Origin of the sequence: Actinomadura rupiterrae (assembly GCF_024172125.1) — a bacterium.
GTDB classification, from domain to species: Bacteria; Actinomycetota; Actinomycetes; order Streptosporangiales; family Streptosporangiaceae; genus Spirillospora; species Spirillospora rupiterrae.
Genome location: NZ_JAMZEA010000007.1, coordinates 305,600 through 320,669 on the forward strand (window position 1 = coordinate 305,600; position 15,070 = coordinate 320,669).

Here is a 15,070-nt window from a genome sequence, read left to right on the forward strand (position 1 = left end):
GCGCCATCTCCCCGTCCCCGCCGCGGCACCCTTCGATCATGCGACGGCCGTCCGGGCCGCGGAGTTCGGACCGGGCACCGGATTCCCTCCCGTCCCCTGCCCCCACTCGGCGAGCGCCCCCGCCAGCCAGCGCGCGGACGGCCGGTCCGCCGGGTCGCGCGACAGCGCCCGCCGGACCGGTTCGGCCAGCGGGCCGGTGACCCCGTCGAGGTCGGCCATCCCCCGCAGGATCCGGAAGCACACCGCGTGCAGCGAACCCTTGCCGAACGGTGAACGCCCTGTGGCCGCGTACGCGACGGTGGCCCCCCAGGCGAAGACGTCCGAGGCCGCGCCCGCGTTCCCGCCCTCGATCAGTTCCGGCGCGAGGTAGGCCGGAGTGCCCGCGACCATCCGCCGCCTCCGCTGCGGCCGCTCCGCCGTGTACAGGACGTGGTCGGCCCCCGGCTCGTGCGCGATGCCGAAGTCGATCAGCGTCGGGCGGTCGCCGAGCACCATGACGTTGCCCGGCGCGACGTCCCGGTGCAGGACCCCGGCGTCGTGGACGGCCGCCAGCGCGAGCGCCAGCGTCCTGGCGAAGCCCGGCACGCGCGCCCTGGGCAGCGCCCCGTACGCGTCCACGAGGTCGCCGAGCGGCGTCCCCGGGACGTAGCCCATCGCCAGGTGCGGCCGGTCGCTCTCGATCCGGCCGCCCAGCAGCGGCGCGACGTACGGGCTGTCCACCCGCCGCTGCGCCGCCATCTCCCTGGCCAGCCGCCGCCGCGCCTCCGCGTCCGGCGCGAACTCCGGCCGCAGCTCCTTGACGGCGACCTCGCGGCCGGTCGCGTCCAGTGCGAGATGGACGACCGCGGTCCCCCCGCGCCCGATCTCGTTCAGCAACCGGTAGTCACCGAGTCGCCGGTGCGTCCCCATACCCCCTTTGACGCCGGTTCCGCCAGGGTCGTTCCTGGGAAACCGGCGACTTCGGTCAAGAAGGGACGATCATCACCTGCACGCGGGCTCGAAATGTCCGGCCCCCTGGGCCGCCCCTGGCCTGGTGAACGGCTCGGAGGACGCGGCCTAGGGGGCCCGCGCGGGTCAGCTCTTGCGGGCGGCCTGGCGGGCGCGGCGCTCCTCGCGGCGGGTCTCGAACTTGGTGGCCGCGCCGTCCAGCGCGGACATGAACTCCGCCAGCTCCTCGCGCGCCTTCTCGCCGTCGCCGGTCAGGTCGGTGCGGTCGAACACGTTCCACTTGCGCAGCACCGGGAACAGCACGTCGTCGTGGTGCAGCCGCAGGTCGTAGATGCCGGCGTTGGCGATGGTCACGGACTTGCGCAGGAAGCCGTCGATGCTGTGCCCGGGCATCTGGAAGCCCTTGACGACGTCGGTGACGGCCCGCATGGTCTCGTCCGGGGCCAGGTCGAAGGCCGCGCCGAGCAGGTTCCGGTAGAAGACCATGTGCAGGTTCTCGTCCGCGGCCACGCGCGCGAGCATCTGGTCGCAGAGCGGGTCGCCGGACGCCTTCCCCGTGTTGCGGTGCGAGACGCGGGTGGCGAGCTCCTGGAACGAGACGTACGCCACACCGTGCAGCAGCGACTCGCCGTGGTCGGCCTCGTAGCCGACCTCCATGTGGTGCATGCGCGCGCGCTCCAGCGCCACCGGGTCGATGGCGCGGGTGACCGAGAGGTAGTCGCGGATGACGATGCCGTGCCGGTTCTCCTCGGCCGTCCAGCGGTTGACCCACGTGCCCCACGCGCCGTCCCGGCCGAAGACGTCGGCGATGGCCCGGTGGTAGCCGGGCAGGTTGTCCTCGGTGAGCAGGTTGACGAACAACGACTCGCGCGCCTCCGGGGTGATCTTGGAGTCGCCGGGCTCCCAGCCCTCACCGCCGAGCGGACCGTCGTAGTCGCGGCCCTGGCTCCACGGCACGTACTGGTGCGGGAACCACTCCTTGGCCATCCCCAGGTGCCGGTTGAGCTCGTTCTCGACGACCGGTTCGAGCTCGGTGAGGAGCTGGATCTGCTGCTTGGACACGGACGTCACGGTCATGCGGTTCCTTCGCTGGACGGAGGGCGGCCGGGCGTCCGCGCGGTCCCGTCGGGGCGGCACGCGGCGCGGCGGGGGCTCGGCCGTGGTCGTTGGTCGCCAGCGGGCGATCATCGAACCTACTGAAGCGTAGGTTCAAGCCTCGCGATCGCGGCCGCCTCCCGTCAAGGCACTCCCGCCACAAGGAGCGGGCCGGAATTCTTGTCGGATGTGATGAAACGCGGGGCCGGGTTTGCTATCCGGCTCCTACGGGCGCCCACCGAAAGGGCGCCCTCGGCTACTGAGAGTCAGCGGCCTGCTTCCACAGGCGGTTCGCCGCCGCGCGCAGGAGCGGCCTGGGCAGCACCTTGAGCGCCGGCATGACCGCCTTGTACTGGACGCCCGGGACGCACAGGGCGCGGCCCGCCTCCACGGCGTCCAGGCCCGCGCGCGCCACGTCCTCCCGGCGCAGCCACAGCGGATGCGGCTCGTGACCGTCCTCGGTACGGGTGAAGCCCGGGCAGAGCGCCGTGACGTGGACGCCCTGGCCGATCACCTCCGCGTGGAGGCTCTCCGAGAAGGACGCCACGTACGCCTTGGTCGCGCCGTAGGCCGCGCTACCGGGGGACGGCGCGAAACCCGACATGGACGCGACGTTCAGCACTCCGCCTCGTCCGCGCGCGAGCATTCCGGGCAGCGCGGCATGGGTCAGCCTCATGAGCGCGTTCACGTTCAGCTCGACCTCGCGGAGCTGGTCGCCGATCGGGATCTCGGCGAACGCGCCGAAAGCGCCGTAACCGGCGTTGTTGACCAGCAGTTCCACCGGTTCGTTCTTGAGGCGATGCTCCACCTCGTCCCGGTCGGCGGACCGCGTGAGGTCGGCGGCGATCACCTCCACTGCGACCCGGTACCGCTCGACCAGCTCGCGCGCGAGCGCGTCCAGCCGGTCGGCGCGGCGGGCCACCACGACCAGATCCGCACCGCGCGCGGCGAGCTCCCGCGCGAAACTCTCGCCGATCCCGCTGGACGCGCCCGTGACGAGGGCGGTTCGGAACGCCTGCCGCATGGCGGGTGATGCTAGCCCCTCCCCCGCCTTTACGCGGCGGCCCGTCCGCGGCGATTGCCGCGCGGTCGTCGGCGGCGGTCGCCCGGGCGGTTGCCCGGGTGAGACCGATTTGGTCGCGCCTCGCGGACATCCCAGGGCAAACCCCCTACGATCATGCACCGCAGTCCCCGACCGCGACGGGTGTCCCAGTGCGAACGGAAGATCGGATCGGCCCCTACCGGGTGCTCGAAGAGCTCGGCGTGGGCGGGATGGGCGAGGTGAGCCTCGCCCTGGACGAGCACGGCCGCGCCGTGGCCGTGAAGGTCCTGCATCCGGCCGTCGCGCGCGACGAGGTCGCCCGCAAGCGGCTCGAACGCGAGGTCGCCACCATGCGCCGGGTGCGCGGGCCGTTCGTCGCCGAGCTGCTGGACGCCGACTTCACCGCGCACCGCCCGTACATCGTGACCCGCTACGTCCAGGGCCGGACGCTGGACGAGGTGCTGCGCGAGCGCGGTCCCCTGCGCGGATCGGCGTTGCGGCGCCTCGCGCGCGGGCTCGCGCGTTCGCTCGTCGCGATCCACGAGGGCGGCGTGGTGCACCGCGACCTCAAGCCCAGCAACGTGATGCTCGTGGACGGCGATCCCGTCGTCATCGACTTCGGCCTGGCGCACGTGCTGGACGCGACCCGCCTCACCCTCACCGGGACCGCCATCGGCACACCCGGCTACCTCGCGCCCGAGGTCCTGGACGGCGAACGGGCCACTCCGGCGTCCGACGTCTTCTCCTGGGGCGCGTCGGTCGTGCATGCGGCCACGGGCCGTCCGCCCTTCGGATCCGGGCCCGCGGCGGCGATCTGCTCCCGGATCCTGCGCGGGCGCGCGGACCTGAACGGCGTCCCGCGCGACCTTATGCCCGCCGTCAAAGCCGCGCTCTCGGTCGATCCGAACGAACGCCCTACGGCGATCGAGCTGCTGCCCATGCTCCGGCCCGTCCCGGCGGACGCTCTTACAGAGCAGATCCCTGTTCCGCCACGTCCACTTGCCGTCTCTGAGACGGACGCGTCCGAGCCCCAAAAGGACGCCCCCGAAGACGAACCCCGCCCCCAGGACTCGCGTGCGCAGGACTCACGCGCGCAGGAGGGACGCGCGCAGGAGGGACGCGCGCAGGACGGGCGCGGGCACGAGGGGCGTGGGCAGGAGGGGGAAGCGGAGGCCGAGGGGGTGGCGCGGCGGTCTTCCGGTGGGCGGCCTCGGAGGTTGCGGGGGGTGCTCGGGGCGCTGATGCTGGCCGTCCTGCCCGGGACGGCGGTCGCGGTGCCCGTGCTGACGTCCGCCGCCTGCCTGCTCTGGTTCTTCTCCGTCTACGCCCGGCGCGCGCTGCGCCGGATGCGGCTGCGCATCACGAGCGCACGGGGCGGACGCGCCGCCCGCTTCCGCGCGGGCACGGCCGCCCTGATCGCCGTCCCGCTCGAAGTCATCATCCGGCTGGGCCTGCTGAGCATGGCCGGTGCTGGCGTGTACGCGGCCATCTTCGCGCTAACTAGGCTCACCCCCGCCGCCGACCGTGCTCCTGAGATCGCCCTAGGAGTCCTGGCGGCGACCGTGGTCGCCCTACGCTGCCGCTACAACACGACGGCAGCCCTATGGCTGAAGCTACTGCTGCCTCTGGTCGCCATAGGGCTGCTGGTCGCGGCGGCACTGACGGTTCATCCGGCCATCTGGTGGCCGCTACCGCCGTGGGACGTCAGCGAGGAGTGACGCCGTCCGTCAGCGGCCGGTGAACTTGGCCTTGCCCGGGCCCTCTTCCACGAAGCTCTTCATACCGTCGCGCTGGTCGTCCGTGGCGAACAGGGCGGAGAACTGCATGCGCTCAATCTCCAGACCGCTCTCCAGATCGACCTCAAGGCCGGAGTCGATGGCCTGCTTGGCGGCGCGCAGCGCCAGCGCGGGCCCGCCCACGAAGGTCGCCGCCCACTTCTTGGCCTCGGCATAGACGTCCGCGTCCGGGACGACCCGGTCGACCAGCCCGATGGCCAGCGCCTCGTCGGCCTTCACGTGCCGTCCGGAGAAGATCAGGTCCTTCGCCCTGCTCGCGCCGACCAGGCGCGCGAGCCGCTGCGTCCCGCCCGCGCCCGGGATGATGCCGAGCTGGATCTCCGGCTGCCCGACCTTCGCGCCCTCGCCCGCGACGCGGAAGTCGGCCGTCAGCGCGACCTCCAGGCCGCCGCCGAGCGCGTACCCGGTGATCGCGGCGATGACCGGCTTCGGGATGCCCGCGAGCGCCCGGGTGAAGTCCTGCAGCAGCCGCGACGGGACGCCGGACATCTCCGCATACGAGAGCGGGGCCATCTCCTTGATGTCCGCCCCGGCGGCGAAGACCCGCTCGCCGCCGTAGAGCACGACCGCCGCCACCGCGTCGTCCTCGCCCACCTGGCGGGCGGCCTCGACCAGCTCGCGCTGCATCTGCGCGTTGAGGGCGTTCATCTTCGGCCGGTCCAGCCGGATCGTCGCCACGCCGTCCTCGACCTCGACACGTACGAACTCGCCCACAAACGCCTCCATCATCCCTACGCGGACTACGTCCCGAGCCTAATGTCTCGGGGTTGTCCACAGGATCGGCGGCCACCGGCGGGGTGTCGGCGGCCGCTGGTAGCTTCGGAGGTCGTCGTCGGGCACGGGTGAACTGGGGGAATGCCGTCATGCTGGTCGCGCACGGCACATGGCACGGCGGAGCGCTGTGCCTGTGGGCCGAGCGGAGCGGTCCGCACGGGCCCGCCGGCGACGCGTCCCCTGCCCCGGTGCATCCGTTCGCGACCCGCGACTTCACCGGCACGTCCTACGAGCCGCTGGTCAAGGGCGCGATGCGGGTCGACCTGGCGATGGCGCTGCCCACCCACGGCGATCATCCGCAGCCGTCCGTCGAGCTGGGGCCCGAGCCGTTCGACGGCCCGGCCGAGCTGCGCGGGTGGCGGGTGCCCGCGCTCGTCCTGGAGCCGTTCCCGGCGATGGCGCTGCTCCAGGCCGCCGAGCACAGCGGCGACGTCGTCCCTGGCACCGACCTGCGCTTCCTGTGTCTGCTCGCGGACGAGGCCGTCCGGCTCGCCCAGCGCGGCCACGTGCTGCCCGCCCTGCTGCGCGAGGACGGCGACCTCGTCGCCCGCTGGCGGCCGGTCGTCGACGACGCCGCCCGGTTCCGCGACCTCGCGCGCGCGATGCCCGCCGCCTGCCGCGCCGCCGAGGGCGGACGGCCCGCCGCCGAGGTGCTGCGCGAGGCCCTGTCCGGCATGGTCGACACGGCCGTCCGCGGGGTCGTCCCCCACCCGCTGCTCCCCCTGCGCAAGGGCAAGGCCCCCGACCGCATCCCCCTGGCCGAACGCTGGGTCGAGGCGCTTACGGGCCCGAACGCGCTGGTCGTCCGCGAGCCCCGCGACGACGCGGAAGACCTCATCGCCGAGCTCGACGCCTGGCACACGGCCGCCCACCGCCCGTCCGGCCCCTTGCGCGTCTGCTTCCGCCTCTACGAACCCACCGTCCCCGAAGACGACGAGCAGGCGCCGAACGAAACCGCGTCCGAAACCCCGCACGAGACCCCGTCCGACGTGTGGCGGGTCGAGTTCGCCCTCCAAGGCACCGAAGACCTGAGCCTTTACGTCCCTGCCGCGCTGGTCTGGTCGGGCGAGGCCAACTTCCTCCCCGACGCCGAGGAAACCCTCCTCACCGGCCTGGGACGCGCCCTGCGCCTGTTCCCCGACATGGCCCCGGCGCTGGACGGCCCCGTCCTTTGCGAAGCCGAACTCGACACTGCCGCCGCGTTCCGCTTCCTGAAGCAGGCCGCGCCCATGCTCGCCGCCGCCGGCTTCGGCGTCCTGCTCCCGCAGTGGGCGGGCAAGGCCAAGCTCGGCATGAAGCTCACCACCCGCGCGCAGGAGGGCGAGGGGTCCGGCGCCGCCGCCGGCTCCGGCTTCGACCTCCAGGGCATGGTGAACTTCCGCTGGGACCTCGCCATGGGCGACGAGGCCATCGACGAGGACGAGCTGGAAGAGCTGGCCCGCCTCAAGGCCCCGCTCGTCCGCCTCCGGGGCCAATGGGTCGAGCTGGACGAGGTGCAGCTGCAGGCGGCGCTCGACTTCCTCCGCCACCCCCGCACGGGCACGATGTCCGCCGCCGAGGCCATGCGCGCCGTCATCCACGCCGGCGACGAGGGCCTCCCCCTCGTCGGCGTCGACGCCGACGGCACCTTCGGCGACCTGCTCTCCGGCACCGCCGACCGCCGGCTCACCCCGGTCTCCACGCCGTCCGGATTCAACGGCACCCTGCGTCCCTTCCAGGAGCGCGGCCTGGCCTGGCTCACCTTCATGGAGAGCATCGGCCTGGGCGGCATCCTCGCCGACTCGATGGGTCTGGGGAAGACGGCCCAGACGCTGGCGCTGCTTGCCTGGGAGCGGGCTTCGGGGCGGCAGGCGCCCGGGCCGACGCTGCTGGTCGGGCCTATGTCGCTGGTCGGGAACTGGCAGCGGGAGGCGGCGAAGTTCACGCCCAAGCTGCGGGTCTACGTGCACCACGGCACGGGCCGCCATCGGGACGAGGAGCTGGTGCGGGCCGCTACGCAGGCCGATCTGGTGCTGACGACATACGGGACGGCCGCGCGCGACGCGGAGATGCTGGCCGAGGTCGGGTGGCGGCGGGTCGTGTGCGACGAGGCGCAGGCGTTGAAGAACAGCGGGACGCGGCAGGCGCGGGCGGTGCGGAGCATTCCCGCGCGCACGAGGCTGGCGCTGACCGGCACGCCCGTGGAGAACCACCTCACCGAGCTCTGGTCGATCATGGAGTTCGCGAACCCGGGGCTGCTGGGGCCGCGGGCGGCGTTCCGGGAGCGGTTCGCCGTGCCGATCGAGCGGGACGGCGACGAGCGCGCGGCGATGGCGCTCAAGCGCGCGACGCAGCCGTTCATCCTGCGCCGCCTGAAGACCGACAAGTCGATCATCTCGGACCTGCCGGAGAAGCAGGAGATCAAGGTCTACTGCAACCTGACACCGGAGCAGGCGTCGCTGTACCAGGCGACGCTCGACGACATGCTGGAGCAGATCGCCGAGAGCGACGACAAGCAGCGGCGCGGGCTGGTGCTGGCGACGATGGCCAAACTCAAGCAGGTCTGCAACCATCCGGCGCAGCTGCTGAAGGACGGCTCGCGGCTGCCCGGCCGGTCCGGGAAGCTGGAGCGGCTGGAGGAGATCTGCGCCGAGGTGCTGGAGCAGGGCGAGAAGGCGCTGGTGTTCACCCAGTACGCCGAGTTCGGCTCGATGCTCCAGCCGTACCTCGCGGCGCGGCTGGAGCGGCCCGTCCTGTGGCTGCACGGCGGGACGTCCAAGCAGCAGCGCGACGACCTGGTGCAGCACTTCCAGAACGACACCGAGCCGTCGGTCTTCCTGCTGTCGCTCAAGGCGGCCGGCACCGGGCTCACTCTGACCGCCGCGAACCATGTCGTCCACGTCGACCGCTGGTGGAACCCGGCCGTCGAAGACCAGGCCACCGACCGGGCGTTCCGCATCGGGCAGACCAGGAACGTGCAGGTCCGCAAGTTCGTCTGCGTCGGCACGATGGAGGAGCGGGTGGACGAGATGATCGAGCGCAAGAAGGCGCTCGCCGAGTCCATCGTCGGCACCGGCGAGGACTGGCTGACCGAGCTGTCGGTGGCCGAGCTGCGCGACGTCCTGCGGCTGTCCCCCGAGGCGGTGAGCGACTGATGGCGCGGTTCGAGGAGTACGGGACCCCCATCGAGGTCGAGGACGGCCTTCGCGCGCGCACGAGGCGCGGGTCGATCGGGTCGCAGTGGTGGTCGCGGCGGTTCATCGACCTGGTCGAGTCGTTCGCCGACACCGGGCGGCTCCAGCGCGGCCGCGCGTACGCGCGCAAGGGCCAGGTCGTGAACCTGCGGGTCGAGTCGCACGAGGTGACGGCGCGCGTCCAGGGCTCGGTCGCCGAGCCGTACGAGGTCGCGCTCGGCATCGACGCGATCGGCGAGGCCGACTGGCGGCGGGTCGAGGACGAGCTCGCGTCCCGCGCGGTGTTCCGGGCCCGGCTGCTCGCCGGGGAGATGCCGCCCGAGATCGAGGAGGTGTTCGCCGGGCTCGGCCTGTCGCTGTTCCCCGAGTCGGCGGCCGACCTGCACCTGATGTGCGACTGCCCGGACTGGGGCGACCCGTGCAAGCACGCCGCCGCCGTCCTCTACCTGCTGGCCGAGGCGTTCGACGACGACCCGTTCCTGATCCTCGCCTGGAACGGCCGCACCCGCGAGCAGCTCCTCACGGCGCTGCGCCGCGCGCCGTCGCGGGAGGCCGCCGACCCGTTCGAGATCGAGGACGAGCCGCTCACCGCCGAGGGCTTCTGGGCGCCGCCGAGTGGCTTGGCGCGGCTGCGCGACCGTCCGCCCGGTACGCCGGTCCCGCCCGGTTTCATCCTGCGCATCGCCGAGCCGCCCCCGGTGAAGATCCGCCGCCGCCCGCTCACCGACGTCCTCCAACCCGCCTACGAGGCCCTCGCCGAAACCCCGTTCACCACCGACTGAGCCCGCGGCGGGCGCGACCGGGACTCCGGCAGGCGCGAACGGGCTCCGCCGGGCTGCGGTAGGGCGAACGGCCTCCGGCTGGACCGCGGGAGCGCGAACGTCCTCCGGCGGGGCTGCGGCAGCGCGAGCGGACTTCGGCGGAGCTGCGAGCGCGCGAGCGGACTTCGGCGGGCCGTGGTCAGCCGTAGTGGCGGCCGGTGCACCCGACCTCGCCCGCGATGGTCGACCAGACGCCGAGCAGGCCGACGATCTCGTGGAAGTCGTCGGTGGTGAACTCGGTCGTGCGCGGGCCGGTGAGCCGGACGCCGGGGATGACCTCGCAGGACTGGGCGATCGAGGTGGAGCTCCACTCGACGCCGAGGGTGAAGGGCGGCTCGACCTCGTGCCTGCGCCAGCGGTCGGGCGAGGCGAGCACGGCCCGCGCGGCCTCGTTGATCATGCGCTGCGCGCGGGCGGGCGGGACGAGCTCGGCGGCGTAGCGGTCGCTGCCCTTCTTGACCGCGACCGTGGCGACCTCGCCGAGCACCTCGCGCGCCTCCGCGCAGGCGGCGACGTCCCCGGTGACCAGGCCGACCGGCACGCCGAGCGTGGACGCGTAGGCGGCCATCAGCCGGATCTCCCCGGCGACCTCGCCGTTGAGCGTGACGTTCTGGATCTCGCGTCCCATCCAGGTGTGGTTCAGGACGCCGCGGGGCGTGCCGGCGCGGGCGTGGTAGCCGACGTAGACCGCCACGTCGCACCAGGTGCCGAGCCCCTCGGCCATGCGCATGGGCTTGTAGGGGCCGCGGACGAGGGTGCAGCGCTCGTCGATGAGGTCCACGCGCAGGTTCTTGCCGCTGCCGTGGGCGTCGGCCACCACGACCTTCTCCGCCCCGGCGTCGAACGCGGCGGTGATGACGGCGTTGGCATCGGCGGTCATCAGCTCGCAGCCGCGCTCGTAGCCGCGCCCGCCCGCGCGCATCTCCTCGGGGTCGGTGAGCCCGGTGATGCCCTCCATGTCCACCGAGACGAACACCTTCATCCGCCCGTACCTCCAGTCGCGTTCTTCGGCCCTCGGCAGGACGAGCCAATCCGATCTTGCCCGTCCTGACAACCCCGCACCCGGGCGGTGGCGGACGCCCTGGTCGCGGCATCGGTTTCTTGCGCTCCTGCGATCGAATGTAGTACATCTACTATCAACAGTCGGAGTTCTACGGTGGCAGGAGATGGCGAGGCCGGTGCCGGCGGACAGGAACAAGGGCGGGGACGGGGACAAGGACCTCGTCCACAACCGCATCGCGGTGCTGCGGGCCGAGCGGGGGGTGTCGCGGCGCGAGCTGGCCGCCGCGCTCGGCGTGCACTACCAGACGGTCGGCTACCTGGAGCGGGGCGAGTACAGCCCGAGCCTGCATCTGGCGCTCCAGATCGCCGAGTACTTCCAGGTGCCGGTGGAGGTGGTCTTCTCGCTGAGGCCGTTCCCGCTCATCGGCAGCGCGGCTTCATGACGCGCGACTTTGCAATGCGCGATTTCGTAGGGAGAGCACTATGACGACCCCCCGCACCAAGCGCGAGGAGCGGTTGCTGACCGTCCTCCAGGCGGAGGTGCCGAGCCGGTACGCGACGCAGGGCGGACGCCGCAACCTCGTGCGCGCAGGGATCGCGTGCCTGGCGCTGTTCTATGTGAGCGCCGTGGTCTGCTGGGAACTGGCTCCGAGCGACACCGCCATGTACACGACGTTCGCGTGCGACGGGATCGGCATCGTCGCCGGGGGCATCCTGCTCGGGCAGATGCTGGTGGTCTCGCGCGGCACCACCCGCCTGCCCGACCACCTGCTGGACGAGCGGCAGGCCCTGGAGAAGCTGCGCGCGCACTCCTCGGCGCACCGGCTGACGGTGATCCTGCTGTTCGTCGCGATGTTCGCGATCGAGCTCGGGATGTCGCGCGGCGGCGACCACTCGCCGTCCGCGGCGGTGCTGGTCACCTTCGTCGCGCTGCTGGTCACGGTCGTGGCGCTGCCGCTGCTGGTGATCACGTGGCGGATGCCCGACCCGATCCCCGACGAGGACGACGAGCTCTGAGAAGGGAATGACCGGGCGCGGCCTCCGGTTTCGGAGGCCGCGCCCGCCTTGCTGTCAGCGCAGGTTGCCGTTGGTCATGCCTTGCGGCACGGGCGGCAGGGCGACCAGGCCCATCTCGGCGCGGTTCGCGAGCTTCGGATGCCGCGGGACGACCCGGACGCTGTAGCCGAACGCGCCGCTGCGCGCGAGCGGCACCTCGCCCGTGTAGCGGAGGCGTCCGTCGTCGACCGCCTCCTGGCAGCTCAGTTCCAGATAGGACGGATCGACGATCGCGTCGGCGTCGTCCACGCATCCGTAGGCGACTTCGACGGCGACATCGGACGGTTCGAGCCCGTTCAGGTCCACGACCACACGGACCTCCAGGCGCGTCCCTACGTGCGGGCTCGCCTCGCCATGCGATTCCACGTGTTCGACGGCGACGCCGGGCCAGCCCTTAAGGATTCGCTGCTTCCAGGCGGCGAGGGATCGCGCGCCCGCGTATCCGTCGTCGCTCATCGCGCGCGCGGACGAGGCGGCGGGCGTGTAGTACTCCGTGACGTAGTCGCGCAGCATCCGCGTGGCGAGCACCTTGGGCCCGAGGGTCGCGATGGTGTGCTTCACCATTTCCAGCCACCGCCTAGGCAGGCCGGACGCGTCGCGGTCGTAGAACATCACCGAGACGTGGTCCTCGATGAGTTCGTAAAGCGCGGCCGCTTCGAGAGCGTCGCGGCGTTCCGGGCCGGCCAGGCCGTCCGCCGAGGGGATCGCCCAGCCGTTCTGGCCGTCGTACCACTCGTCCCACCAGCCGTCCCGTACGGACAGGTTGAGCCCGCCGTTGAGGGCGGCCTTCATCCCGGAGGTCCCGCACGCCTCCAGTGGCCGTAGCGGGTTGTTCAGCCACACGTCGCAGCCCTGGACGAGCAGTTGCCCGAGGGCCATGTCGTAGTCCGGGAGGAAGACGATCCGGTGCCGGACGTCCTCGGCGTCGGCGAACCGGACGATGTCCTGGATGAGCCGCTTGCCGCCCTCGTCCGCAGGGTGCGCCTTGCCCGCGATGAGGATCTGGACGGGCCGTTCGGGGTCGAGCAGGATCGACCGGAGCCGTTCCGGATCGCTCATCATCAGCGTGAGCCGCTTGTAGGACGGGACGCGCCGGGCGAACCCGATGGTCAGGACGTCGGGGTCGAGCGCCTCGTCGATCCAGGTGGTCTCCGCCTCGCTGGCCCCGCGTCCGCGCCAGGACTCGCGCAGCCGCCTCCGCGCGTCCTGCACGAGCCGTTCCCGCAGGATGCGCCGGACCTGCCACATCTCCCGTTCCGGGACGTCGCGGACCTTCTCCCAGCCCTGCCCGGCCTCCACTACGGACGGCACTTCGCGCGCGGCGAGTTCGAGGATTTCGCGCCCGACCCACGTTCCGGGATGGACGCCGTTGGTGATGGACCCGATCGGCACCTCGGCCGTGTCGAACCCGCCCCACAGCCCGCCGAACATCTCCCTGCTGACCTCTCCGTGCAGGGTGGAGACGCCGTTGACGCGTTGCGCCAGGCGCATCCCCATGACGGCCATGTTGAAGACCGTGGGATCGCCGTCGGGGTAGTTCTCGGCCCCGAGTTCGAGGATCCGCTCCACCGGGACGTCGTGCTCCTCGTTCGCCCCGCCGAAGTACCTCTGGACGAGTTCTCTGGGGAAGCGATCGATACCGGCCGGGACGGGCGTGTGCGTTGTGAACACGGTTCCCGCACGCGTCGCCTCTAGGGCGTCCTCGAAACCGAGCCCTTCCTCAGAGACGAGTTCGCGAATGCGCTCCAGCCCCAAGAAGCCCGCATGCCCCTCGTTCGTATGGAACACCTCGGGCGCTGGGTGACCGGTGATACGGCAGTAAGCACGAATGGCACGGACGCCGCCGATCCCTAGCAGCATCTCTTGCAGCAGACGATGGTCACCGCCGCCGCCATACAGGCGGTCGGTGATGTCGCGCGCGGCTTGGTCGTTGTCCTCCACGTCCGAATCGAGGAGCAGTTGCGGGACGCGTCCTACGCGCGCGAGCCAGACCTGTGCGTGCAGGTCATGCCCATGGGGAAGCCCAATGGAGACCCTTACCGGATCGCCGTTCTCCTCATGGAGCAACGTCAGCGGCAGCCCGTTCGGGTCGATCGGTGGATAGCGCTCCAGTTGCCACCCGTCGGGCGAGAGCGACTGGGAGAAGTAGCCGTGCCTGTAGAGGAGCCCGACACCGATGATGGGCACGCCCATATCGCTGGCGGTTTTGAGGTGGTCGCCGGCGAGGATGCCCAGGCCGCCTGAGTACTGCGGTAGCGCGGCGGTGATTCCGTACTCCGGCGAGAAGTACGCGACGGCGCGCGGCCCGTCGTCCAGCGACTGGAACCAGCGCGGCGCGGTCAGGTACTCGCGCAAGTCGTCGGCGGTGTCGTGCAGGCGGCGCAGGAAGCGGCGGTCGCCCGCGAGCAGTTCCAGGCGCTCGGGGCCGATCTCGCCCAGCAGCCGGACGGGGTCGTGCCGGACTTTCTCCCACAACGCGGGGTCGACCTCGCGGAACAGATCCAGGGTCTCGTGATGCCATGACCACCGGAGGTTCAGGATCAGTTCTTCGAGTGGGCGGAGGGGTTCTGGAAGGACGGTGCGTACGGTGAATCTACGGATTGCCTTCACGCACCGCCACGCTAGGCGCTGATCCCTGCGCGCGCGACCCGCCGGTACGAGACCGTCACCCGCACGGATGTGTCGACCACCACACGGATGCGTCGTCCGCGATTTCGGACGCCGTCAACGGGAAGCGAGGACTTTCCGGACGCGCAGCCCCAGGGCGGCCGTCAACGCGCCTATGGCGAGTCCGGACGAGTTGTAGACCACGTCCCCCGGATCGCATTCACGGCCCGGGTCGAGTGTCTGTAGGAACTCGATGAGGACGAACGCCAGCGACAGAAACACGGGCGCGGCTACGGCACGCCTGGTGGCGATGACGGAAAGCGCGCCCGCGGGCAGCCAGAGGGCCACGTTCATGGCGTCCTCCAGGCCGCGGTCACCGAACGTGCGGACGGACCAGGCGGCGCGATCGACCGGATGCGCGACGCACATCGCCAGGCGCTCCCCCATGCCCGGTTCCACGGTCATCGGCACGGTCATGGCAAGGATCAGGCACGTCCACAGGAGGAGGCCGAGCGTCGGCAGGCGGGCCCAGCCCGTCCTACGCACGAGCGGACGCCACGTCCCGACCGCGCCGAGCGCCAGCCCAGTCCACAGCGTCAGCGCTCGTACCGCCTCAACCGGAACGTGATGCGCCACCGGAAGGTGCGCCGCGGCAAGGAGAGGCGGCACCGGCACGCCCGGCAGGGCGAACGCGGGTGTGACGGCTACCGGCACGGCGGCCACGGACATGGCGAGCACAGTCGGGACGACGAGCCG

The 15,070-nt window shown here is 71.8% G+C and carries 12 protein-coding genes; 5 read left to right on the forward strand and 7 right to left on the reverse strand.

Features of this window, described 5'->3' with window-relative positions:
* Nucleotides 1-36: 36 nt before the first annotated feature.
* The 3 genes from FHU30_RS25800 to FHU30_RS25810 all read right to left on the reverse strand — a co-directional run bounded on the left by FHU30_RS25800 (nt 37) and on the right by FHU30_RS25810 (nt 3,067).
* Nucleotides 37-909: a serine/threonine-protein kinase gene (locus FHU30_RS25800; RefSeq protein WP_253879176.1), complete on the reverse strand. Its 873-nt coding sequence runs from the start codon at nt 907-909 to the stop codon at nt 37-39.
* Nucleotides 910-1,074: 165 nt separating this feature from the next.
* Nucleotides 1,075-2,025 (reverse strand): acyl-ACP desaturase, encoded by a 951-nt coding sequence (locus FHU30_RS25805; protein ID WP_253879177.1) that lies wholly within the window; start codon nt 2,023-2,025, stop codon nt 1,075-1,077.
* 274 nt (nt 2,026-2,299) lie between these two features.
* Nucleotides 2,300-3,067, reverse strand: coding sequence for an SDR family NAD(P)-dependent oxidoreductase (locus tag FHU30_RS25810; RefSeq protein ID WP_253879178.1), 768 nt, complete (start codon nt 3,065-3,067; stop codon nt 2,300-2,302).
* Between the two features lie 188 nt (nt 3,068-3,255).
* Here FHU30_RS25810 and FHU30_RS25815 point away from each other — a divergent pair, with 188 nt between their 5' ends.
* On the forward strand, nt 3,256-4,803 hold the full coding sequence (locus FHU30_RS25815) for a serine/threonine-protein kinase (protein WP_253879179.1): 1,548 nt from the start codon (nt 3,256-3,258) through the stop codon (nt 4,801-4,803).
* 9 nt (nt 4,804-4,812) lie between these two features.
* Here the strand turns inward: FHU30_RS25815 and FHU30_RS25820 are convergent, their stop codons facing one another.
* Nucleotides 4,813-5,595, reverse strand: coding sequence for an enoyl-CoA hydratase/isomerase family protein (locus tag FHU30_RS25820; RefSeq protein WP_253879180.1), 783 nt, complete (start codon nt 5,593-5,595; stop codon nt 4,813-4,815).
* A gap of 149 nt (nt 5,596-5,744) precedes the next feature.
* Between FHU30_RS25820 and FHU30_RS25825 the strand changes: the two genes are divergently transcribed.
* Together FHU30_RS25825 and FHU30_RS25830 are read left to right on the forward strand one after the other, a co-directional pair.
* Complete coding sequence (locus tag FHU30_RS25825; RefSeq protein ID WP_253879181.1) at nt 5,745-8,789, forward strand: SNF2-related protein; 3,045 nt, start codon at nt 5,745-5,747, stop codon at nt 8,787-8,789.
* Nucleotides 8,789-9,610, forward strand: a complete 822-nt coding sequence (locus FHU30_RS25830; RefSeq protein ID WP_253879182.1) for an SWIM zinc finger family protein — start codon at nt 8,789-8,791, stop codon at nt 9,608-9,610. Before FHU30_RS25825 ends, FHU30_RS25830 begins: the two co-directional genes overlap by 1 nt.
* A gap of 178 nt (nt 9,611-9,788) precedes the next feature.
* Here FHU30_RS25830 and FHU30_RS25835 read toward each other — a convergent pair whose 3' ends face one another.
* Complete coding sequence (locus FHU30_RS25835) at nt 9,789-10,631, reverse strand: M55 family metallopeptidase (RefSeq protein ID WP_253879183.1); 843 nt, start codon at nt 10,629-10,631, stop codon at nt 9,789-9,791.
* A 184-nt stretch (nt 10,632-10,815) separates the two neighbouring features.
* Between FHU30_RS25835 and FHU30_RS25840 the strand changes: the two genes are divergently transcribed.
* Both FHU30_RS25840 and FHU30_RS25845 read left to right on the forward strand, forming a co-directional pair.
* On the forward strand, nt 10,816-11,094 hold the full coding sequence (locus FHU30_RS25840; RefSeq protein ID WP_253879184.1) for a helix-turn-helix transcriptional regulator: 279 nt from the start codon (nt 10,816-10,818) through the stop codon (nt 11,092-11,094).
* A 40-nt stretch (nt 11,095-11,134) separates the two neighbouring features.
* A complete protein-coding gene (locus tag FHU30_RS25845; RefSeq protein WP_253879185.1) occupies nt 11,135-11,668 on the forward strand; it encodes a hypothetical protein in 534 nt (177 codons plus the stop codon).
* A 54-nt stretch (nt 11,669-11,722) separates the two neighbouring features.
* Here the strand turns inward: FHU30_RS25845 and glgP are convergent, their stop codons facing one another.
* Both glgP and FHU30_RS25855 read right to left on the reverse strand, forming a co-directional pair.
* Entirely contained in the window at nt 11,723-14,317 is a 2,595-nt protein-coding gene (gene glgP, locus FHU30_RS25850) for an alpha-glucan family phosphorylase (RefSeq protein ID WP_253879186.1), read from the reverse strand.
* A 114-nt stretch (nt 14,318-14,431) separates the two neighbouring features.
* The gene (locus tag FHU30_RS25855; RefSeq protein ID WP_253879187.1) at nt 14,432-15,043 is read right to left on the reverse strand and encodes a VanZ family protein; all 612 of its coding nucleotides are present in this window, start codon (nt 15,041-15,043) and stop codon (nt 14,432-14,434) included.
* Nucleotides 15,044-15,070 lie beyond the last annotated feature (27 nt).